Annotated in this window: 22 protein-coding genes; 7 read left to right on the top strand and 15 right to left on the bottom strand. The window is 71.6% G+C overall.

Going from position 1 to position 20133, the window contains the following annotated elements:
• Window positions 1-4: 4 nt before the first annotated feature.
• The 5 genes from EUA06_RS06990 to EUA06_RS06975 all read right to left on the bottom strand — a co-directional run bounded on the left by EUA06_RS06990 (window position 5) and on the right by EUA06_RS06975 (window position 3870).
• Window positions 5-1069: an ABC transporter ATP-binding protein gene (locus tag EUA06_RS06990; RefSeq protein ID WP_129474282.1), complete on the bottom strand. Its 1065-nt coding sequence runs from the start codon at window positions 1067-1069 to the stop codon at window positions 5-7.
• Window positions 1066-1863 (bottom strand): ABC transporter permease, encoded by a 798-nt coding sequence (locus EUA06_RS06985; protein WP_129474281.1) that lies wholly within the window; start codon window positions 1861-1863, stop codon window positions 1066-1068. Before EUA06_RS06985 ends, EUA06_RS06990 begins: the two co-directional genes overlap by 4 nt.
• On the bottom strand, window positions 1860-2681 hold the full coding sequence (locus EUA06_RS06980) for an ABC transporter permease (RefSeq protein ID WP_242498001.1): 822 nt from the start codon (window positions 2679-2681) through the stop codon (window positions 1860-1862). Before EUA06_RS06980 ends, EUA06_RS06985 begins: the two co-directional genes overlap by 4 nt.
• A 62-nt stretch (window positions 2682-2743) precedes the next feature.
• On the bottom strand, window positions 2744-2884 hold the full coding sequence (locus tag EUA06_RS22705; RefSeq protein ID WP_207208237.1) for a hypothetical protein: 141 nt from the start codon (window positions 2882-2884) through the stop codon (window positions 2744-2746).
• Complete coding sequence (locus EUA06_RS06975) at window positions 2881-3870, bottom strand: ABC transporter substrate-binding protein (RefSeq protein ID WP_207208236.1); 990 nt, start codon at window positions 3868-3870, stop codon at window positions 2881-2883. The genes EUA06_RS22705 and EUA06_RS06975 overlap by 4 nt, the downstream gene beginning before the upstream one ends.
• 173 nt (window positions 3871-4043) lie before the next feature.
• On the opposite strand from EUA06_RS06975, the gene EUA06_RS06970 reads away from it, so the two are divergent.
• Window positions 4044-5747, top strand: a complete 1704-nt coding sequence (locus tag EUA06_RS06970) for a fumarate hydratase (protein WP_277985659.1) — start codon at window positions 4044-4046, stop codon at window positions 5745-5747.
• A 23-nt stretch (window positions 5748-5770) separates the two neighbouring features.
• On the opposite strand, the gene EUA06_RS06965 is transcribed toward EUA06_RS06970, so the two are convergent.
• Window positions 5771-6634 carry a MerR family transcriptional regulator gene (locus tag EUA06_RS06965; RefSeq protein WP_165354290.1) on the bottom strand — a complete coding sequence of 288 codons (864 nt, stop codon included), beginning with the start codon at window positions 6632-6634 and terminating at the stop codon, window positions 5771-5773.
• 104 nt (window positions 6635-6738) lie between these two features.
• Here EUA06_RS06965 and EUA06_RS06960 point away from each other — a divergent pair, with 104 nt between their 5' ends.
• Window positions 6739-6960, top strand: coding sequence for a hypothetical protein (locus EUA06_RS06960; RefSeq protein WP_129474277.1), 222 nt, complete (start codon window positions 6739-6741; stop codon window positions 6958-6960).
• A gap of 15 nt (window positions 6961-6975) precedes the next feature.
• Here the strand turns inward: EUA06_RS06960 and EUA06_RS06955 are convergent, their stop codons facing one another.
• Window positions 6976-7800 (bottom strand): alpha/beta fold hydrolase, encoded by an 825-nt coding sequence (locus tag EUA06_RS06955; RefSeq protein WP_129474276.1) that lies wholly within the window; start codon window positions 7798-7800, stop codon window positions 6976-6978.
• A 1-nt stretch (window position 7801) separates the two neighbouring features.
• Window positions 7802-8671 (bottom strand): MerR family transcriptional regulator, encoded by an 870-nt coding sequence (locus EUA06_RS06950; protein WP_165354289.1) that lies wholly within the window; start codon window positions 8669-8671, stop codon window positions 7802-7804.
• A 121-nt stretch (window positions 8672-8792) separates the two neighbouring features.
• On the opposite strand from EUA06_RS06950, the gene EUA06_RS06945 reads away from it, so the two are divergent.
• The gene (locus EUA06_RS06945; protein WP_242498000.1) at window positions 8793-9473 is read left to right on the top strand and encodes a spermidine synthase; all 681 of its coding nucleotides are present in this window, start codon (window positions 8793-8795) and stop codon (window positions 9471-9473) included.
• Here EUA06_RS06945 and EUA06_RS06940 read toward each other — a convergent pair.
• From EUA06_RS06940 to EUA06_RS06930, 3 genes are all read right to left on the bottom strand, one after another.
• Window positions 9470-11365, bottom strand: a complete 1896-nt coding sequence (locus tag EUA06_RS06940) for a penicillin-binding transpeptidase domain-containing protein (protein ID WP_242497999.1) — start codon at window positions 11363-11365, stop codon at window positions 9470-9472. The two genes, EUA06_RS06945 and EUA06_RS06940, sit on opposite strands and share 4 nt — an antisense overlap.
• 64 nt (window positions 11366-11429) lie before the next feature.
• Window positions 11430-11978 (bottom strand): SRPBCC family protein, encoded by a 549-nt coding sequence (locus tag EUA06_RS06935; protein WP_129474273.1) that lies wholly within the window; start codon window positions 11976-11978, stop codon window positions 11430-11432.
• Window positions 11975-12346, bottom strand: coding sequence for an ArsR/SmtB family transcription factor (locus EUA06_RS06930; protein ID WP_129474272.1), 372 nt, complete (start codon window positions 12344-12346; stop codon window positions 11975-11977). The genes EUA06_RS06935 and EUA06_RS06930 overlap by 4 nt, the downstream gene beginning before the upstream one ends.
• A gap of 53 nt (window positions 12347-12399) precedes the next feature.
• On the opposite strand from EUA06_RS06930, the gene EUA06_RS06925 reads away from it, so the two are divergent.
• Together EUA06_RS06925 and EUA06_RS06920 are read left to right on the top strand one after the other, a co-directional pair.
• Window positions 12400-13794 (top strand): class II fumarate hydratase, encoded by a 1395-nt coding sequence (locus tag EUA06_RS06925; RefSeq protein ID WP_129474271.1) that lies wholly within the window; start codon window positions 12400-12402, stop codon window positions 13792-13794.
• Complete coding sequence (locus tag EUA06_RS06920; RefSeq protein WP_129474270.1) at window positions 13794-14282, top strand: class I SAM-dependent methyltransferase; 489 nt, start codon at window positions 13794-13796, stop codon at window positions 14280-14282. The genes EUA06_RS06925 and EUA06_RS06920 overlap by 1 nt, the downstream gene beginning before the upstream one ends.
• 202 nt (window positions 14283-14484) lie before the next feature.
• Here the strand turns inward: EUA06_RS06920 and EUA06_RS06915 are convergent, their stop codons facing one another.
• The 3 genes from EUA06_RS06915 to EUA06_RS06905 form a co-directional block, all read right to left on the bottom strand.
• Window positions 14485-15153, bottom strand: a complete 669-nt coding sequence (locus tag EUA06_RS06915; protein ID WP_129474269.1) for an aggregation-promoting factor C-terminal-like domain-containing protein — start codon at window positions 15151-15153, stop codon at window positions 14485-14487.
• 294 nt (window positions 15154-15447) lie between these two features.
• Window positions 15448-16788 (bottom strand): RNA 5'-3' helicase PhoH2, encoded by a 1341-nt coding sequence (locus EUA06_RS06910; protein ID WP_129474268.1) that lies wholly within the window; start codon window positions 16786-16788, stop codon window positions 15448-15450.
• Between the two features lie 219 nt (window positions 16789-17007).
• Window positions 17008-17787, bottom strand: a complete 780-nt coding sequence (locus EUA06_RS06905) for an isoprenyl transferase (RefSeq protein ID WP_129474267.1) — start codon at window positions 17785-17787, stop codon at window positions 17008-17010.
• A 96-nt stretch (window positions 17788-17883) separates the two neighbouring features.
• Between EUA06_RS06905 and trhA the strand changes: the two genes are divergently transcribed.
• The gene (gene trhA / locus EUA06_RS06900; RefSeq protein WP_129474266.1) at window positions 17884-18618 is read left to right on the top strand and encodes a PAQR family membrane homeostasis protein TrhA; all 735 of its coding nucleotides are present in this window, start codon (window positions 17884-17886) and stop codon (window positions 18616-18618) included.
• Between the two features lie 105 nt (window positions 18619-18723).
• Window positions 18724-19101 carry a hypothetical protein gene (locus EUA06_RS06895; RefSeq protein WP_129474265.1) on the top strand — a complete coding sequence of 126 codons (378 nt, stop codon included), beginning with the start codon at window positions 18724-18726 and terminating at the stop codon, window positions 19099-19101.
• Between the two features lie 7 nt (window positions 19102-19108).
• Here EUA06_RS06895 and EUA06_RS06890 read toward each other — a convergent pair whose 3' ends face one another.
• The gene (locus EUA06_RS06890; RefSeq protein WP_129474264.1) at window positions 19109-20041 is read right to left on the bottom strand and encodes a DUF1353 domain-containing protein; all 933 of its coding nucleotides are present in this window, start codon (window positions 20039-20041) and stop codon (window positions 19109-19111) included.
• Window positions 20042-20133 lie beyond the last annotated feature (92 nt).

The following is a 20133-nucleotide window of genomic DNA, read 5'->3' as shown; positions in this document are numbered from 1 at the left end:
TGGCTCAGCCGGCGACGACCAGCACCGGCGACGGCTCCACCTCGAGGCGTACGGCCTGACCCGGCTGCAGCCGCAGCGCGTCCGAGCTGGCGAGCTGGGCGACGACGTCGGTGCCGTCGGCGAGCAGGCAGGTGACCCGCGAGAGCGGTCCGAGGAACATCACCGCGGTCACCGTCGCGCCACCGTCGGCGTCGGCCACGACGGAGACCGCCTCCGGGCGGACCAGCGCGAAGCCGGGGCCGCTCGTCGACCCGTCGAGCGCGGGCACGTCACGACCGAGGACTGACGCGGTGCCGCCCTGCACGGTGGCCGGGAGCCGGTTGCTGAGCCCGACGAACTCCCCCACGAACTTCGTGGCCGGCGCCGAGTAGAGCTCGGCCGGCGGCGCGAGCTGCTCGAGCCGCCCGGCGTTCATCACGCCCACCCGGTCGGCGACGGCGAGCGCCTCCTCCTGGTCGTGGGTGACGAACAGCGTCGTCGTGCCGACCTCGATCTGGACCCGGCGGATCTCGTCACGCAGCTGCACGCGGACCTTGGCGTCCAGCGCGGACAGCGGCTCGTCGAGCAGCAGGACGGACGGCTCGATCGCAAGCGCGCGGGCGAGGGCGACGCGCTGCTGCTGGCCGCCGGAGAGCTGGCTGGCGTAGCGCGAGCCGTGCTCGGAGAGGCCGACGAGTTCGAGCTTCTCCTGCGCGACCTTGCGGCGCGCACCCGCGTCCTTGCCGCGCAGCTTGAGGCCGAAGGCGACGTTCTCCAGCACCGTGAGGTGCGGGAAGAGGCTGTAGGCCTGGAAGACCATCCCCATGTCGCGCTTGTTGGCGGGGACGCGGGTGAGGTCCTTGCCGCCGACCTCGACGCGGCCCGACGTGGGCTGGTCGAGCCCGGCCAGGATGCGCAGCGCCGTGGTCTTGCCGCAGCCCGACGGGCCGAGCAGGGCCACGAGCTCGCCCGGCGCGAGGTGGAGGGTGAGGCCGTCGAGCGCCTTCACGGAGCCGTAGACCCGGGTGAGATCCGTCAGCTCGACCGCGAGCCCGGCAGCGGTGGGGGGTCGAACGGGGGTGGTCGTCATGCCTTCTGTCCTCCGACGTCGGGGGCCTTGCTGCGGTTGAAGAACGAGAGTCCGAGCAGGAGCAGCGAGATGAGGACGATCGAGGCGAAGGCGCCGGCGATGGCCGTCGAGGTCTCGGACTTGTAGATGGCCGCGAGCGCGACCGGCATCGTGTCGTAGTGCAGGAGCGAGGCGAAGACGTACTCACCGAGCACGAGCGCGATCGCGATGAACGCCGCCCCCAGCACGCCGCTCACGATGTTGGGCATCACGATGCGGGTGATCACGGTCGTCCAGCCGGCACCGAGCGACCGGGCCGCCTCGGCGAGCGTGGTCACGTCGATCGCCGACAGCGCCGAGTCGATCGAGCGGTAGGAGTAGGGCAGCACCAGCACGACGTAGGCGAAGACGAGCACCTGCGGGGAGTCGCCGAGCAGGTAGTTGACCCACGTGTAGACGTTGGTGATGCCGACCACGATGACCAGCGGCGGGACGGTGAGCGGGAGCAGGCACAGGAACTCGACCGTCCGGCTCAGCCCCGGCGTGCGCAGCCGCACCCAGATCATCGTCGGCACCAGCAGGACCACCATCAGCAGGACGGTGAACGCCGCCAGCAGCAGCGACGAGACGATCGCGCTGCGCAGGTCCTCGTTGCGGACCAGCTCGGCGTAGTAGTGGAACGTGATCTCGCCCTCGAGCGGACCCTTGCCCTGCACGCTGAAGTTGGCCATCGAGATCAGCGGCAGGAAGAAGTAGAGCGCGAAGAGCCCGAGCAGGACCGCCCGGACGACGCGGAAGCCGGCGCCGTGCCTCATCGCAGCCACCTCGACGTACGACGCAGCAGGAGGGCGTACAGCCCCATCACGATCGCGACGACCACGATCATCTCGGTGGCGAGCGCGAAGCCGAGGTTCTGCTGGCCCAGCAGCACCTCGCTGGTGAGGGCCGAGCGGATCAGCAGCGGGACGATCGGGTTGCCCTGGCTGACCAGGATCGCCGCAGTGGCGTACGCCGCGAACGCGTTGGCGAACAGCAGCAGCACCGAGCCCAGGAAGGCCGGGGTGAGCAGCGGGATGCCGACCATCCGCCAGTACTGGAAGTTGGTGGCACCGAGGTTGACCGCCGCCTCCTTGAGCTGGGGCCGGAGGCCCTCGAGCGCCGGGGTGAAGACGATGACCATCAGGGGCACCTGGAAGTAGGTGTAGACGACGATCAGGCCCTTGAGCCCGTAGAGCCAGCCGGTGCCGTAGATGTCGAACCCGATCCCGTCCCTGAGCACCACGGTGAGCAGGCCGGAGAAGCCGAGCAGCGAGATCCAGGCAAAGGCGAGGGTGACGCCGCCGAACTGGGCGAGCACGCCCGCGATCGACAGCGTCGTGCGGCGCAGGATGCTGCGCGGACCCAGCGAGACGATGAGGTAGGCGAGCACGGCACCGAGCACTCCGCCGAGGAGGGCGGTGCTGCCCGAGAGGAGGAGGCTCTTGCGGAGCGTGTCGATCGCGGCAGAGGACCCCAGCGCCTCGATGTTGCCCATCGTGAAGCCACCGGTCTCACCGTCCTGGAAGGCACCGATGATCACGGTGACCGTCGGCACGATCAGGAAGACGGCGAGGAACCCGAAGAACGGGAGCACGGGCAGGTACCGGCCGACGGAGATCCGTCGACCGGCACCTGCCTGCGCAGGAGCGACCGTGCTCAGCTGATGACCTTGGACCAGTTGTCGGCGAGGTACTCGCCGGCCTTGACGGTCTGGTCGTCGGTCGGGATCACCGGCTCGCCGGCGACCTCGGGCAGCGCGCCCCAGAGGTCGGCGTCGATCGTGCCGGCCTCGTTCATCGCGTCACCGCGGACCGGACGGGCACCGCCCTTGAGCCAGAGGTTCTGGCCCTCGTCGCTGTAGAGAGGAACTCCTGCCACAGGCGAGCGGCGGCCGGGTGCGGGGCGTCGGCGTTGATGGCCTGGAAGTAGTAGCCGGCCACGACGGCCTCCTCCGGGACGATGGTCTTCCACGTGTCGACGTTGGCCGCGGCGGCCGAGCCCAGGTAGTCCCAGTCGATGACGACCGGGGTCGCGCCGGACTCGATGGTGCCGGAGTCGGGGTCGACGGGCAGGAAGTTGCCGGCCTTCTTGAGGTCGCTGAAGAAGTCGACACCGGGAGCGATGTCGTCGGCGGACCCGCCGTTGGCGATCGCGGCCATCATCACGCCGCTGAACGCGGCACCGGCCTGGGTCGGGTCACCGTTGAGGGCGACCGCGCCCTTGAACTCCGGCCCGAGCAGGTCCTGCAGCGAGGTCACGTCGGGCACCTTGGCGGAGTCGTAGCCGATCGACATGTAGCCGCCGTAGTCGTTGACCCAGGTGCCGTCGGCGTCCTTGAACTCGTCGGGGATGTCGTCCCAGGTCTCGACCTTGTAGGGCGCGAACATGTCGGTGTTGGCGAGGGCCACCGACTGGCCGAGGTCGAAGACGTCGGGCGCCTTGTCGGTGCCGGCCAGGTCGTTGGCGGCGTTGATCTCGTCCTGCGACGCGGCGTCGGGCTGGTCGGAGTTGACCGTGATGTCGTACTTCTCCTCGAAGGTGGAGATCATCTCGCCGTAGTTGGCCCAGTCGGGCGGCAGCGCGATGACGTTGAGCTCGCCCTCGTCCTGGGCGGCCTTGATCAGGTCGTCCATGCTGCCGAAGTCCGCAGCCGACGTGGCCGTCGCCGCGTCCACACCGCTCTCGGTGGTGGTGTCGGCCTCCTGCTCGGGAGCAGCGCAGCCGGCTGCTGCCGCGAGGGTCGCCAGCACGGCGAGCGATACGAATGTCTTGCGGGTCTTCACAGGGGTCCTCCAAGGGGGGGCTCGACCGAGATCTGGAACGAGGTGCAAGGCGGAGCCTCTCTGGTCCCGTCGGATCGGAGGCTACTCCCGAATGACGCGTCTGAGGCGTAACGATGAACCAACGGTTTGGGCAAGAAATGCCGCGCAGGCGGCGCTGGGTAAACTCGACCGTCGTGACGAGCACCGCTGGACCCGAGTTCCACTACTCCGACATCCTCCCGACCGCCGGCTCCAACGGTGAGCCCGAGACGCCCTACCGGCTGATCACCACCGAGGGCGTGTCCACCGTGGAGGTCGAGGGCCGCACCTTCCTGAAGGTCGAGCCCGAGGCGATCCGGCGGCTCACCGAGGAGGCGATGCACGACATCAGCCACTACCTGCGCCCGGGCCACCTCTCGCAGCTGCGCAAGATCATCGACGACCCCGAGGCCTCCGGCAACGACCGCTTCGTCGCGCTCGACCTGCTGAAGAACGTCAACATCTCCGCCGGCGGCGTGCTGCCGATGTGCCAGGACACCGGCACCGCGATCGTGATGGGCAAGAAGTCCGAGGGCGTGCTCACCGGCTCCGACGACGGCGAGGCGATCAGCAAGGGTGTGTACGACGCCTACACCCGGCTCAACCTGCGTTACTCCCAGCTCGCGCCGCTGACGACCTTCGAGGAGAAGAACACCGGCACCAACCTGCCGGCGCAGATCGAGCTCTACTCGACGCCGGCCAAGGACGTCCCGGAGTACAAGTTCCTCTTCATGGCCAAGGGCGGCGGCTCGGCCAACAAGTCGTTCCTCTTCCAGGAGACCAAGGCCGTCCTCAACCCGGCGCGGCTGATGGAGTTCCTCGACGAGAAGATCCGCTCGCTCGGCACCGCCGCGTGCCCGCCGTACCACCTCGCCGTCGTCATCGGCGGCACGAGCGCGGAGTTCGCGCTGAAGACGGCCAAGTACGCCTCCGCGCACTACCTCGACGACCTCCCGACCGAGGGCTCGATGTCCGCCCACGGCATCCGCGACGTGGAGCTGGAGGAGAAGGTCTTCGAGCTCACCCAGTCGTTCGGGATCGGCGCGCAGTTCGGCGGGAAGTACTTCTGCCACGACGTCCGCGTCGTCCGGCTCCCCCGCCACGGCGCGTCCTGCCCGGTGGCCATCGCGGTCTCGTGCTCCGCGGACCGTCAGGCGCTCGGCAAGATCACGCCGGAGGGCGTCTTCCTCGAGCAGCTCGAGATGGACCCCGCCCACTACATGCCCACCGACGGCGTCTCCGACGACATCTCCGGCGGCGAGGTCGTCTCGATCGACCTCAACCGGCCGATGGCCGACATCCTCGCCGAGCTCTCGAAGCACCCGGTGAAGACGCGGCTCTCGCTGACCGGACCGCTCGTCGTGGCCCGCGACATCGCGCACGCCAAGATCAAGGAGCGCCTCGACGCCGGCGAGGAGATGCCGGCCTACATGAAGGACCACCCCGTCTACTACGCCGGTCCGGCGAAGACGCCGGAGGGAATGCCGTCGGGATCGTTCGGCCCGACGACCGCGGGCCGGATGGACTCCTACGTCGAGCAGTTCCAGGCGGCCGGCGGCTCGATGGTGATGCTCGCCAAGGGCAACCGCTCCAAGCAGGTCACCGAGGCGTGCGACGCCCACGGCGGCTTCTACCTCGGCTCCATCGGCGGTCCCGCCGCCCGCCTCGCGCAGGACTGCATCCGCTCGGTGTCGGTCCTCGAGTACGAGGAGCTCGGCATGGAGGCCGTCTGGAAGATCGAGGTGGAGGACTTCCCGGCCTTCATCGTCGTCGACGACAAGGGCAACGACTTCTTCACCGATCCCTCGGGCGCCGTGACCGTACCGATCACGGGCATCCGGGTCCGGTCGGCCGAGTAGTCCTCCCGGACCGTCGGGAGCGCTCAGGCGGTGAGGCGGGCGGCCAGCTCGGCGGCGGCCTGCCCGGCCCGGTGACCGAGCGGCTCGGCGCCCTCGACGCGGTGCTGGTGGGCGCCTCCGAGGAGCACGGGAGCGGTCGCGGAGATCGCCTGCACCGCCTCGCGCACGGCTGGCAGGTCCTCGACCGTCGGTACGCCGAGCACGACGGCGTCGGGCCCCACCGCGCGTACGGTGTCGACCCACGCCTCGACGGGGAGGTCGGCGCCGAGGTAGGTGACCGCCACCCCACGGCTGCGGAGCACCATCGCGAAGGCCATCACCCCCAGCTCGTGGCGCGATCCTCGCGCCAGCCCCACCATCACGCTCGGGGCACCGGCCGCCGGGTGCGGCAGCTGGTGGAACTCCTGGGCCAGCCGTCGCAGCACGGCCGCACTGGCGAAGTGCTCACCGGCGATGCTGACCTCACCGCGCTGCCAGGCCCCGCCCAGCCGCACGAGCGAGGGCATCAGCCACTCGTCGACCACGGCGGCGAGGTCGGTCTCGGCGAACGCCTTGTCGATGAGGCTCTCGAGGCGTACGACGTCGAAGTCGAGCGCGCACCCGATGAGCTCGTCGACCTGCGACAGCGGGGAACCGTCGGCCGGCAGCGGCAGCACTGAGGCCGAGCCGGTCGGCTCCTCGAGCACCTTGCGGGCCGCGATCCGTGGTGCCCAGCCGGCGTCGACGAGGTCGCGCATCACCGACAGCCGGCGCACCGCCTCGTCGTCGTAGAGCCGGTAGTTGCCCTCGCTCCGCACCGGTTCGACGACGCCGTAGCGCTGCTCCCACTTGCGGAGGGTCTCGCGCGGGATGCCGGTGAGCTGCGCGGTGCGGCCGGCGGTGTACACACCCGGGAGGGTACCGCAGAGTGGACAAACCGTGGACAGAGTGTCTAGCGTCGCCGTCATCCACAACAGTGGACAGACTGTGGACAGAACCCCTGGGAGGGGCCGTGGAGCAGGTGTACGAGATCGAGGACGCCGGTCCCGGCAGGTGGCTGCAGGCCACGGGGATCTCTGCGATGGTCGCGGCGGCGCTCGCCACGATCGTGTTCGGCACCCCCGCCATGCCCGACCACGGCTCGACGGACGGCTCGTGCCGGCTCGACTTCGTCGCCCAGGAGTGGACCGGCAGCTCCTGCCGCGACGTCGCGGCCGAGTCCGCCAGCCGCTGACGCAACGGTCGGGGCTCAGCCGGCCATGAGGTCGCGCAGGGTCGTCAGGACGTCTGGCCAGTGCGCCACGAGGGTGGCGAGGTGGGTGGTGCGAGGTCGTACGACGACTTCGACATCGCCGAGTCCTGCGAACAGGTCGGCCGCGGCATCCGCTCCCGAACGGTCGTCCAGCTCGCCGAACCAGGCGCGCACCGCACAGTTCACCTCCGCCGGTCCGTGCTCCCACGGCCGGTGGAGCAGGGCTGCGTCGCGGAGGTAGCCCTCGGGCCCGGCGAGCGCCTCGCGCACCGACGCCGCGACCTCGGCCGGCCCGAGCGCCGCCACCAGGTAGGCGTCCTCCGGCGGAAGCATCGTGAGCCACCGGGCCGCGAGCGCGTCGTCTGACGGGTCGGCGGGGTCGACGCCGGCGCGCCAGTGGAGGAACTCGGGTGCGAACTCGGCGACCAGCTCCTCGACCGCCTCTGACCGTGCGCCCGGCGGCTGGGTCGCCACCAGGCCGAGCGCGGTGACCCGGTCGGGGTGCCGCGCGGCGGTCGCCACGGCGTACGCCCCTCCCACCGACATGCCGAGCACCGCGAGGCGTTCGTGCCCGAGCTCGCTCGCCACCCCGGCGAGGTCGTCGGCCACGCTGCCGTGGGTGCTCGCGTGGGCGGTGGAGCGTCCGTAGCCGGGGCGGTTCACGCACAGGAGTCGTACGCCGGCCGCACGGGCCGCCGCGTCTCCCGTCATCGCCACGTGGCGGGTGTCCGGGCAGCCGTGGAGCACCGCGACGAGGGGACCGTCGGGATCCCCGCCGACCCAGCACTCGAGGACCCGTCCGTCCGTTGCGTGCCGCAGCACCTCAGCCGGCCGCGGTGAGGCGGGCGGCCAGGGCGGACGCCGCCGCACCCGCACGGTGCCCGAGTCGTTCGGGGCCGTCGACCTGGTCCTGGTGCGCGCCGCCGAGGAACACCGACGTCATCGGCGTGAGCGCCTCGACCAGCTCCCGGACGGCCGGGAGGTCCTCGACAGTGGGCGCCGCGATGACCACGGCGGCGGGCGAGAGGAGACGGACGGTGCCGACCCACGCCTCCAGCGGGAGGTCGCCGCCGAGGTAGGTGACCGAGACGCCGCGCGAGCGCAGCACCAGGCAGAACGCCAGGACGCCGAGCTCGTGGCGCGACCCGCGCGCCAGCCCTGCCACGACCCGCGGGCCGTCAGGGTTCACCACCGGGACGGACTGGAAGGCCTGCGCGAGCCGGCGGTGCACGGCGGCGGACACGAAGTGCTCGCCGGCGACGGACACCTCGCCGCGCTGCCAGGCCCTGCCGAGCTCGACCATCGCCGGGAGCAGCCACTCGTCCACGGTGGTCGCGTGGTCACCGTCCACGAAGGCCTCCGCCAGCAGCCGCTCGAGCGCCGGGACGTCGAAGTCGACCGCGCACCGCACGACCTCCTGGATCCGCGGGTCGGTGCACGGCACCTCCGGCCGGGCGACCTCGGCCGCTGCGGCCGAGACGTCGACCGCGACGTGCTGCGCCGCCTCGTGCGCGGACCAGCCCGCGTCGACCAGGGTGCGCATCACGCTGAGCCGGCGGACGGCCTCGTCGTCGTAGAGCCTGTAGTTGCCGGAGGACCGCTGCGGGGCGACCACGCCGTAACGCTGCTCCCACTTGCGCAGGGTCGTGCTGGGAACGCCGATGAGCTCGGCGACCCGCCCAACGGTGTACATCCGCTCACGGTAGGTCCTGGACGGCCTGCAGGACAGCCCTTCCGCGACGCATGACCACCCTTGGGGGCGAACAACGTGCGACGAAGCGTGCCCGGAGCGCCGCTCGCGGCAGGATGGGCGCGTGAGCATCGACAGCGTCTCGGAGATCGCCCGGGCGGAGACCGACCGCGGCGAGCTCGTGCTGCGCCGCCGCACGTCCGGGACCGCCGCCGACGTGCTCGAGCTGCGGGTCAACGGCGTCTTCGTGATGGACACCCTCGAGACGACCAGCGAGATCGAGCTCGCCGCCCAGGCGCTCGAGCTGGTCGACGACCCGCGGTCGGTCCTGATCGGCGGGCTCGGCCTCGGCTTCACGCTCCAGCGGGTGCTCGCCGACATCCGTGTCGAGCGGGCCGTGGTCGTCGAGATCGAGGAACCGCTCATCGACTGGATGCGCAACGGCACGGTGCCGCACGGGCCGGCGATCCTCGCCGACGCCCGCGCCACCATCGTCAACGCCGACATCGCGATGGCCATCGCCGAGGCGCGGTCGACGTACGACCTGGTGCTGCTCGACGTCGACAACGGCCCGGGCTACCTCGTCCACGAGGCCAACGAGCAGGTCTACGAGGCCGGGTTCCTCCGCCGGTGCCACGACCTGCTGAGCCCGGGCGGGGTCCTGGTCGTCTGGTCGGCCGACGCCGCGCCGGGCCTGCTCGCCGCGATGCGCGAGGTCTTCGCCCGGACCGAGGAGCAGGCCCACGACGTGCTGCTGCAGGACCGGCCGGAGCAGTACTTCCTCTACCTCGCGCGCCGGTCCTAGCGCAGGAACGCCTCGAGCACCGGCCCGGCGGTCTGCGAGCCGGAGACGCCGGTGCCGACGAACACCGCGACGGCCAGGTCGCCGCGGACGGCGATCATCCAGGCGTGGGTCGGCAGGGCGCCGGACGCGTCGGGCTCGCCGTACTCGGCAGTGCCGGTCTTCGCGCCGTCGACGCCGGGTACGTCGAGCAGGAACCGGCCCGACCCGGTGGTCACCACGCCCCGCATCAGGCTGCGCAGCGTGGCTGCCTCGCCACCGGTCAGCGGCGCCGAGATCGCCGTCTGCTCGACCTGGTGGTCGGGCAGGAGCGTCGGCAGCACTGCGCGACCAGCCGCGACCGACGCGGCGACGGTGGCCATCGCGAACGGACTGGCGAGCACGGTGCCCTGCCCGATCAGGTCGGCGGCAGCGCCGGTCTCGGTCTCGGGCGGCGGCACCTGGCCGAAGTAGACCGGGAAGCCGAGGTCGTGGTCGGTGCCGAGCCCGAGCGCCTGGGCCGCCGCGGCGAGGTCGCCGTCGGCGAGGCGGTCGACGTTGCCGATGAAGGCGGTGTTGCACGACTGGGCGACGGCCTGGGCGAGCGTGATCTCGCCGACGGACGAGGCGGGGTAGTCGTCGTAGTTCTTGAAGGAGCGGCCGTCGACGGTGGTGGTCGCCGGGCACGCCACGCGGTCGCCGGGCGCCAGCCCACTGCGCAGCAGCGCGAGGGAGGAGACGACCTTGAAGGTCGAGCCGGGTGCGTACTGCCCGGTGTCGGCGAGGTCCGCGCCCTCCGCGCCCGCACCGTTGGCGGTCGCGAGGACGGCGCCGTCGGAGGGTCGGATGGCCACCAGGGCGCTGGCCGGGGCGCCGTCGCCGAGCGTGGCCAGCGCGGCCTCCGCCTTGTCCTGCAGCGCCGGGGCGATCGTCGTCGCGAGGTCCGCGCCGTCGACCGCAGGGACCTCGACGAGCGTGCGCAGCCGGTCGTCGGCGCTCCGGGCGACGACGGCCCTGCCCGACGCGCCGCGCAGCTGCTCGTCGTAGCGCGCCTGGAGGCCGGACAGCCCGACCTCGTCGCCGGCGACGATCGCGCCGTCGGACTCCTCGACGACCTCTGCGGTCGCCGCTCCGACCCGGCCGAGCAGGGCAGCGGCAAAGTCTCGGCTCGGTGCCAGCGGCAGGGTGTCGTTCACCGCGAGCGCCCCGGGCACCTTGCGGAAGGCCGGCAGCACCTCGAGCGCGTCCTCCTCGCGGAGCACGACCGCCTCGACGAAGGCCTCGGCACCCATCGCCTCCGCGCGCTCGACGTACGCCGCGGCGTCGACGTCGAGGATCCGCGCGATCCGCCGCGCGCTGCGGGCCACCTGCGTGCCCTCGACCTTGGTCTTGTCGAGGCCGTAGCGCAGCACCGGCCGCTCCGTCACGAGCACTGTCCCGTTGGCCCCGGTGATGTCGCCGCGGTCCGGGGTGAGGGTGCGCAGGCCGAGGGTGTCGCCCTCGACCAGGTCGGGCGCCAGCGTGGCAGGCGACCACTCCACCTGCCAGCCGTCCTCGCCCTCCACGAGCGCGGCAGGTGTGTCGTACGTCCAGGGGTCGGGGCCGCCGATGTCCCACTGCCACGACAGCGTCGCGGTCGCGGTTCGGGGCTCGTCACCGGTCGCCTCGGGATGCTCCACCCCGGCCACCTCGACCGCGACCGGCACCTCGTCGAGCGGCGAGACCAGCTCGGCGAACGCGTCGCGCGCCGCCTCGTCGGTGAGCGGCACCTCGCCCAGCGAGTGGTCGGAGAGCGCCGCGGCGAGCTCGCTCGCCAGGTCGGCTGCGGGGTCGGAGTCGTCGTCGCCACCGGCCGAGGAGCAGGCGGAGCCCACCCCCATGAGCACGACGGCGATCCCGAGACGAAGTGATCGCATGTGCTCCATGGTCCCCAATGCGGTCTGCGCGGATCCACCCGACCCTCCGGTCGACGCCGACCGGTCAGGCGAAGTGCTCGCGGTAGTACGACGAGCCGGCGGCGTAGGACTCCCAGTCCACCGCGGCCACGTCGTCACCGGCCAGGTCGGCGCCCAGGCGGTCGAGGTAGTAGTCCCAGCCCGGTCCGACGCTCGCGACCATCGTCCGCCCGGTGTCTCCGGGCGCGAGCACCTGCGTGAACCGCAGCGAGGTGGTGCCGTTGGCCTCGGTGAGCTCGAGCCCCATCTCCCAGTGCACCTTCTCCCCCGAGCCGTCCTCGGCGAAGGGCTCGGGATCACGCCCGCGGACGACGAAGCGGCGTGGCGGATCGCAGGCGAGGACGTCCATCTCCTCGGCCTTCACGTCCTCGCCCTCCGCCGTCATCCGGAACATCACCGTGCCGGACGAGGGATCACCGCTCCACGTGCCGATCCACCGCTCCATCCGGCCGGGCTCGGTGCACGCCGCCCAGACGTCCTCGATGGGTGCGCGGAAGGTCCGCTCGATCACGAGCAGGCTCCGGCCGTCGCTCTCCTCGCGGCGGCCGGTCATCAGGTCGGTGGAGCTGGTCATGCGGTGTCCTCCTGGGATGGGTGTGTGGCACGGACGTCGGCCGCTGCGCGCCGCTCGCGGCCCGTGCGCCGGACCTCGAGGTCGAGGCCGTCGAGCACCGACTCGTCGAAGCGAGGACGCAGCTCGAGCGCGGCCACCCAGTCCGTCACGACGGCCAGGCCGCCCCGTTCGAGCCGGTAGTGCCGCTCCCGTCCGCGGTCCTCGGCGGTCACCAGCCCTGCCTCGGACAGCACGCGCAGGTGGCGGCTGACCGCGGGGCGGCTGATGGACTGGTCGGCCGTGAGGTCGACGACCCGCGCCGGGCCGCGTGCGAGCGTCTCGAGCAGCGCGCGACGCACCGGGTCGGCGATCGCGGCGAACGGGTCCATGCGTCATTGGTAACTGATGAGTTACCTGTTCGTCAAGGGCTACCGTCAATCCCATGACTGCACACGGCGCACCGACGCGCACCGAGCACGACTCGATGGGCGACGTCGAGGTCCCCCGCGACGCCCTCTGGCGCGCCCAGACCCAGCGGGCCGTCGAGAACTTCCCGATCAGCGGACTGACCCTCCAGCCCCGCCACGTCCAGGCGCTCGCGCACGTCAAGGCCGCCGCCGCGACCGCCAACGGCGCCCTCGGCGTGATCAGCCACGAGCAGGCGAAGGCCGTCGTCGACGCCGCCGACGCCATCGTCGCCGGGGAGCACGACGGCGAGTTCCCGATCGACGTCTTCCAGACCGGGTCCGGCACCAGCTCCAACATGAACGCCAACGAGGTGATCGCCAGCCTCGCCGACCGTGCCGGCGTCACCGTCCACCCCAACGACCACGTCAACGCCTCGCAGAGCAGCAACGACACCTTCCCCACCAGCATCCACGTCGCCGCGACGCTCGCCGTCGTCGACGACCTGCTCCCCGCCCTCGACCGTCTCGCGACGTCGTTCGAGGCCAAGGCCGAGGAGTTCGCCGACACCGTCAAGGCCGGGCGCACCCACCTGATGGACGCGACGCCGGTGACGCTCGGCCAGGAGATGGGGGCGTACGCCGCCACGCTGCGCCTCGCGGCCGAGCGGCTGGACGGCGTGCTCCCCCGCGTGCGTGAGCTGCCGCTGGGCGGCACCGCCGTCGGCACCGGCATCAACACCCCCGCCGCCTTCGCGGAGCGGGCGATCGCGGCGCTCGCCGAGCGCACCGGGCAGCCGTTCACCGAGGCACGCGACCACTTCGAGGCGCAGGGCACCCGCGACTCGCTCGTCGAGCTGTCCGGAGTGCTGCGGACGATCGCGGTCGGCCTCACGAAGATCTGCAACGACCTCCGCTGGATGTCGTCCGGCCCGACCACCGGCCTCGCGGAGATCCACCTCCCCGACCTCCAGCCGGGGTCGAGCATCATGCCCGGCAAGGTCAACCCGGTGCTGCCCGAGGCGACCCTGATGGTGTGCGCGCGAGTCGTGGGCAACGACGCCACCATCGCCTGGGCCGGCGCCGCCGGCAGCTTCGAGCTCAACGTGATGATGCCGGTGATGGCGCACGCGCTGCTCGAGTCGGTCCACGTGCTCTCCACCTCGACCGTGCTCCTCGCCGAGCGCTGCGTCGACGGGATCACCGCCGACGCCGAGCGGATGCGGCGCTACGCCGAGTCCTCGCCGTCGGTCGTGACGCCGCTCAACGCCCACATCGGCTACGAGGAGGCAGCGAAGGTCGCCAAGACGGCGCTGGCCGAGGGCGCCACGATCCGCGAGACGGTGATCGCGATGGGCTACGTCGAGCGCGGCGACCTCACCGAGGAGCAGCTCGACGCCGCCCTCGACGTGGACTCGATGACGGGTCGTTGATGGACGCCGTGCGTGAGGCCTTCAAGGCGATCGACCGTGCCATGACAGGGGACTCGCGCGTCCTGGAGGTCGGCTGCGGCTCGGGCGAGACGGCGGAGCGGATCCACGCCCTGCCGGGCGTCTCCTTCGTCGCGACCGACTACGCGGACGACATGGTCGAGCTGGCCGCCGCCCGCGGAGTCGACGCACGCCAGGCCGACATCTGCTACCTACCCTTCGACCCTGCGAGCTTCGACGTGGTCTACGCCGGGTGGGTGCTCGACCATGTCCGCGACATCGAGCGTGCCCTCGCCGAGGTTCGGCGCGTCCTGCGTCCGGGCGGCACGTTCGTCGCCCTGACCGACGCCGAGGACCGCGCCACCGAGCGACGCCGCCACCGCTTCTCCAGCGAGACCGGCGAGCGGATGCTGTCGCGCCGGTTCGAGGACGTACGTCGCCAGGACCTCGAGACCGCGTCGGGCGACGTGACCGTCTTCGAGGCACGCTGACACCAGACGAGGCGCGACCCGCTCGTCCCCGTGGAACGTGCGAGCCGCGCCTCTCCGACCCCCCTGGTCGGCCGTGGTGCGAGGTGCACGCGTCGGTGCACCTCACACCCGCAGGATGGCGCGCCGGGAGGGCCGGTGAGAGTAGTTCAGGCCTTGACTAGTCCGATCGGTTGGACCAGTGGTCCTGCCCGGGGAGAACTGCTCAGTACCAGCCGTTGCCGGACTTGAAGCTCCACGCACTGCAGGGCGAGCCGTAGGTGTCGCGGATGTACTCCAGGCCCCACCGGATCTGGGACTCGGCCGAGGTCATGTAGTCGGCCGGCAGGTCGTGCAGCTGCGTGAGCGCCTGCGGGATGCCGTACGCCGACGAGCTCGGGTTGTCCGCGTCGACCCTCCAGCCCGACTCGCTCATGTAGAGGGAGTCGAGGCAGGAGAACTGGTCGGACGAGAAGCCGTAGAGCGGCAGGAGGGCCTGGGCGATGTCACGCGGGTCGCCCTCGGAGAGGGACTGCGACTTCGTGACGACCGGGCCGGCCGACATCGTCAGGGCCGTCGCCTTGGTCGCGTCGCGGCGCGAGGAGCGCGAGGTGACCTCGCGCTGCGCGCGCTCGGCGACCGCCTCGGCGGCAGCGGACTCGCCCGACTCGCCGGACGCGGCGGGGGCGGCGGCGGTGGTCGGCCCGACGTCAGCCGCGGCCGGCGTCAGGCCGGGGTCGCTGGAGAACATGCCACCCGTGACGCTGATGCCGGTCACGGCAGCCGCCAGCCCGGTCAGCGCGACCCCGGTGCGGAGCGCCTGGCGAGGACCGCGCGCGGCCTTGTGCTTGCCGGGGGCGCGGTGCGTGGGGACGTACTTGGAGGAACGGGGCACGGAGGAGTCTCACGGGGGTGGGGAACGGGGGCGTTCGACAAAGATCACGAAACGATCTCGGCCCACCATGCATGAGGTCGCGGAAGCGTGCAAACCGAACGCCCGAACTGACTAGAGCCCTTGTGCCACAAGGGTTTCGTTGCGTCCCTGAAGTCACACGAGCCCCAGGATTCCCTCGCACCCCTTGACCACCGGGCCTCCCCATGTAACGCCGGGTTAGTGCTTGTACCCACCCGGATATATCCCAGTGGGTACAGCACCTAACCCGGCGTTACAGCGGGAGAGGGAGGCGGATCAGAGGGTGACGTCCTCGAGCATCTCGGTCACCAGGGCGGCGATCGGCGAGCGCTCGGAGCGGGTGAGGGTCACGTGGGCGAAGAGCGGGTGGCCCTTGAGCTTCTCCACCACCGCGACGATGCCGTCGTGGCGCCCCACGCGCAGGTTGTCGCGCTGGGCGACGTCGTGGGTGAGCACGACCTTGGAGTTGGCGCCGATCCGGGAGAGGACCGTCAGCAGGACGTTGCGCTCGAGCGACTGGGCCTCGTCGACGATCACGAAGGCGTCGTGGAGCGAGCGGCCGCGGATGTGGGTCAGCGGCATCACCTCGAGCATCCCGCGGTCCATCACCTCGTCGATGACGTGGTTGCCGGTCAGCGAACCGAGGGTGTCGAAGACGGCCTGCGCCCAGGGCGACATCTTCTCGTTCTCCGAGCCGGGCAGGTAGCCGAGCTCCTGGCCGCCGACGGCGAAGAGCGGACGGAAGACCACGACCTTCTTGTGCTGGCGGCGCTCCATCACGGCCTCGAGGCCGGCGCACAGCGCCATCGCCGACTTGCCGGTGCCGGCACGGCCACCGAGCGAGACGATGCCGACCTCGGGGTCGAGCAGCATCTCGAGGGCGATGCGCTGCTCGGCCGAGCGGCCGTGCACCCCGAAGGCGTCGCGGTCGCCCCGGACGAGGTGGACGCGCTTGTCCGCACCCACCCGGGCCAGTGCCGTACCCCTGTCGGACAGCAGGACCAGGCCGTTGTGACAGGGCAGGTCGCGCGCCTCGGCGAGGTCGATCGTGCCGTCCTCGTAGAGCTCGTCGAGGTCGGTGGCCGGGACCTCGAGCTCGGTCATGCCGGTGTAGCCGGAGTCGCTGATCGCCTCGGCGCGGTACTCCTGGGCGTCGAGGCCGACGGCCGAGGCCTTGATCCGCAGCGGCAGGTCCTTGGAGACCAGGGTGACGCGGTGGCCCTCGTCGGCGAGGTTGCGGGCGACCGCGAGGATCCGGGTGTCGTTGTCGCCGAGCCGGAAGCCGGACGGCAGCGCCTGGGGGTCGGTGTGGTTGAGCTCGACGCGGAGCGTGCCGCCCTCGGTGCCGATGCCGACCGGCTGGTCGAGGCGCCCGTGGACGACCCGCAGGTCGTCGAGGGCGCGCAGCGCCGAGCGGGCGAAGAAGCCGAGCTCCGGGTGGTGCCGCTTGCCCTCGAGCTCGGTGATCACCACCACGGGCAGCACGACCTCGTGCTCCGCGAAGCGCGTCAGGGCGCCTGGATCGGCGAGGAGGACGCTGGTGTCGAGGACGTACGTCCGGCGGGCGGGCTCTGCGACGGAGCTGGGCGATGCAGGTGAGGTCTTGCTGCTGGCCACGACTAACCCCTAGCTGCGGGCCGGCGCGCACACTCCTCGCCCGGCCCGATGTCATTCAACGGACCGGAGAGCTCCCATTCGAGTGCTCAAGGCTGCCTCCCGGTTCAGCAGGCTTCCCCACCTGCCGATGTCGCGAAAGTACGCCCGCGACGAGACCGATCTGCGACGACACGCCCGAACACGTGGTGACGAGCAGGTGACGACCGGGGTGCGGGTCGCTCAGCCGCCGAAGCGGCGCTCGCGTGCGGCGTACGCACGGATCGCTCGCAGGAAGTCGACCCGGCGGAAGTCGGGCCACAGCGCCTCGCAGAAGTAGAACTCCGAGTTCGCCGACTGCCACAGCAGGAACCCGCCGAGCCGCTGCTCGCCCGAGGTCCGGATCACCAGGTCGGGGTCGGGCTGGCCCTTGGTGTAGAGGTGCTCGGCGATGTGCTCGACGTCGATGATGTCGGCCAGCTCCTCCAGCGAGGTGCCCTTCGAGGCGTGGTCGGCGAGCAGGGCACGTACGGCGTCGGCGATCTCGCGACGCCCGCCGTAGCCGACGGCCACGTTGACCAGGATCCCGTCGAGGTGGCGGGTCGACTCCTCGGCCGCCTTGAGCCGCTCGGCGGTCTCGGTGGGCAGCAGGTCGAGCGCGCCCACAGGGTGGATCCGCCAGCGCTGGGCCTCGGCGAGGGACTCGACCGCGCCCTCGATGATCGTCAGGAGGCCGGTCATCTGCTCGGGCGGGCGGTTGGTGAGGTTGTCGCTCGAGAGCAGCCACAGCGTGACGACCCCGACCCCGACCTCCTCGCACCAGCCGAGCAGCGGACGGATGTTGTCGGCGCCGGCCTGGTAGCCCTCGGCGGTGTTGAGGCCGACCGCCTTGGCCCAGCGCCGGTTGCCGTCGAGCATCACGCCGACGTGCTTCGGGATGCGGTCGGGCGGCAGGGACTTCACCACCCGGGCCTCGTACGCCGGGTAGAGCACCCGTCGCACGGCGTCCTTCACGTTGACCACCGACCGATCGTAACGCCGTGTGACCGAGTGCTCTCATCTGTTGGTGTGCGACGCCGACCGCCCGACCGCTACTTTGGTAGGTATGGAGCCCCGCCGATGACCCCTCGAGATCGCGTCGACCACGCCGTCGACCGCGTCGAGCACGCCGTCGAGGTCATGTCGGACAAGATGGCCGAGGTCAAGCCCAAGCTCCGCGGCTGGCTGCACGCGGGCACCGCGCCGCTCGCCCTGGCCGCCGGCATCGTCCTGGTCGCGATGTCGCCGACCGCCACCACCCGTCTCGGTTCCGCGGCGTTCGCGCTCTCCGCGCTCCTCGTCTTCACCGTGTCGGCGATCTACCACCGCGGCACCTGGTCGCCCCGCACGTGGGCGTTCCTCCGCCGCTTCGACCACGCCAACATCTTCGTGCTCATCGCCGGCACCTACACGCCGTACGCCCTGCTCTTCCTGGACGGCACCGCTCGGACGACGCTGCTCGTGGTCGTGTGGGCCGCGGCGATCGCGGGCGTGGTGTTCCGGGTCTTCTGGACCGACGCCCCGCGCTGGCTCTACACGCCGATGTACATCGCGCTCGGCTGGGCGGCGGTCTTCTTCATCCCGCAGTTCCTCGAGGGTGCAGACCGGTTCAGCAGCGGCATCGCGATCGCCACCCTCGTGCTCGTCGCCGTCGGCGGCCTGCTCTACACGGTCGGTGGAGTGGTCTACGGGCTGAAGCGCCCGGACCCCTCGCCGCAGTGGTTCGGCTTCCACGAGGTCTTCCACTCGTTCACGGTGCTGGCCTTCGCCGCGCACTACGTCGGCGTGTCGCTGGCGACCTACAGCCTGCGCTGACCCCGCGTCGGGATCCGGCGGGCGGTGAGCCTGCTCACGTCGGGAAACAATCGACGGTCCCCCGTCGTCCTACTGGGGAGCCTGTCCCCCACCCCCCTCCGCGAGATGTCTGAGACTCCCCAGCCCGACCGTCAGCCCGACCGCCAGCCCTTCCTCGACCTGAGCCTCCCCCAGCTCGTCGCCGGTGCCACCGCCGCGGCGACCTCGGCGATCCTGATCAGCCGCCTCGACCTCCTCGGCACCGTCATCGGCGCCGCCGTCGCCAGCATCGTCTCGGCGATCGTGACCGCCGGCCTCGTCGGCGGCTGGCACCGCGTGCGCACCGTGCCGAGCCGGTTCCCGCGCAACGTGAGCGGGATGCTCGTGACCGCCGTCGCCGTGGGCCTGGTCGTGGTCGCCGCCCGCACCGGGGTCGACCTGGTCACCCAGGACGTACCGTCGACGGGCTTCACCGGCCGCCTGCTCGCGCAGGTCAGAGGGTGAGGCGAGCTCAGAGGGTGACCGCGGCGAAGGTCACCAGCGCGCCCACGACGACGACCGCCGCGAGCGCCCACGCGAGCAACGGCGAGCGGCGGGCGAGCCGCTCCAGCGCGAGGTAGGTCGTGCCGATCACCGCCAGCCCGACGGTGACGTGGAGCAGGACGGCGAGCATGACCCCGGCGATCGCCCCCGCCATCCGCAGCCGGCCCCACAGCAGACTCAGCGCGAGCGGCAGCACGATCGCGCCCGACAGGCCACCGGCGACCTCGGTCCACCACGGGCGATCGCCCATCCACGGCACGTCCACCGCACCGACCCACGAGCGGTCGACGAGGTCGCTGGTCGAGGAGTAGCCGAGCCAGAGGATCGTCACGATCGTGACGGCCGCGGCGACGCGGTAGGACCAGTGCTTCGCCGGTGTCCACGGCACCGCGCGGCCGACGAAGATCGTCGCCACCGTCACCGCCGTCCAGACGATCCAGCGACGGATCACGCCCGTGCCGGTGTCGGCCATCGCGTCGCGGAAGATCCGGTCCGCCTCGACCCTGTCGACCTCGCGTCCCAGCGTGGAGACGTACGACGTCGGGTCATCGCGTGCCGCCACGAGCGCGTCGTGGAGCAGGGCCGCCGGGAGGTGCGCGCCGGTCTTCGGGACCAGCCAGGTGAAGAGCGCCGGCACCGAGGTCAGGTCGGTGCGGAAGTCGGGGTCGGCCGGCACGAGGAGCTCCCCGAGGTGGCGGTCGAGGTAGGCCAGCCGCCGCTCGAGCTCGAACGTCTCGACGCCCTCCTCGGCGTGCCGCTCGAGGACGATCCGCGGGTCCGCGCCCGGGTCCGGCAGCTCGCCGGCGACGCCGTCGCCCCCGAGCGTGCCGCCGTCGTAGAACCGCCGGGGCTCCTGTGCCACCTGTCGCGCCATCCCCTGGATGCGTTCCCGAGCTCGCATGACCCCAGTGTGGCGGCCCGCGCCGACATCTCCCGGTAGTCCCGATCAAACGGGTCGTCGGGATCGGCTCGACGCGACCAGTTTGATGGGGA

The sequence above is a fragment of the Nocardioides glacieisoli genome, assembly GCF_004137245.1.
GTDB lineage: Bacteria > Actinomycetota > Actinomycetes > Propionibacteriales > Nocardioidaceae > Nocardioides > Nocardioides glacieisoli.
Note: the sequence above shows the minus strand (reverse complement) of the source record. Positions and strands in the feature narration are given on the sequence as shown.

Excerpts from the sequence above, each read along its gene's own strand:
- EUA06_RS06990 (WP_129474282.1), bottom strand. The coding sequence starts at position 1,069 with ATGACGACCACCCCCGTTCGACCCCCCACCGCTGCCGGGCTCGCGGTC.
- EUA06_RS06985 (WP_129474281.1), bottom strand. The coding sequence starts at position 1,863 with ATGAGGCACGGCGCCGGCTTCCGCGTCGTCCGGGCGGTCCTGCTCGGG.
- EUA06_RS22705 (WP_207208237.1), bottom strand. The coding sequence starts at position 2,884 with ATGAACGAGGCCGGCACGATCGACGCCGACCTCTGGGGCGCGCTGCCC.
- EUA06_RS06950 (WP_165354289.1), bottom strand. The coding sequence starts at position 8,671 with ATGTACACCGTTGGGCGGGTCGCCGAGCTCATCGGCGTTCCCAGCACG.
- EUA06_RS06940 (WP_242497999.1), bottom strand. The coding sequence starts at position 11,365 with ATGCGATCACTTCGTCTCGGGATCGCCGTCGTGCTCATGGGGGTGGGC.
- EUA06_RS06935 (WP_129474273.1), bottom strand. The coding sequence starts at position 11,978 with ATGACCAGCTCCACCGACCTGATGACCGGCCGCCGCGAGGAGAGCGAC.
- EUA06_RS06930 (WP_129474272.1), bottom strand. The coding sequence starts at position 12,346 with ATGGACCCGTTCGCCGCGATCGCCGACCCGGTGCGTCGCGCGCTGCTC.
- EUA06_RS06925 (WP_129474271.1), top strand. The coding sequence starts at position 12,400 with ATGACTGCACACGGCGCACCGACGCGCACCGAGCACGACTCGATGGGC.
- EUA06_RS06920 (WP_129474270.1), top strand. The coding sequence starts at position 13,794 with ATGGACGCCGTGCGTGAGGCCTTCAAGGCGATCGACCGTGCCATGACA.
- trhA (WP_129474266.1), top strand. The coding sequence starts at position 17,884 with ATGACCCCTCGAGATCGCGTCGACCACGCCGTCGACCGCGTCGAGCAC.
- EUA06_RS06895 (WP_129474265.1), top strand. The coding sequence starts at position 18,724 with ATGTCTGAGACTCCCCAGCCCGACCGTCAGCCCGACCGCCAGCCCTTC.
- EUA06_RS06890 (WP_129474264.1), bottom strand. The coding sequence starts at position 20,041 with ATGCGAGCTCGGGAACGCATCCAGGGGATGGCGCGACAGGTGGCACAG.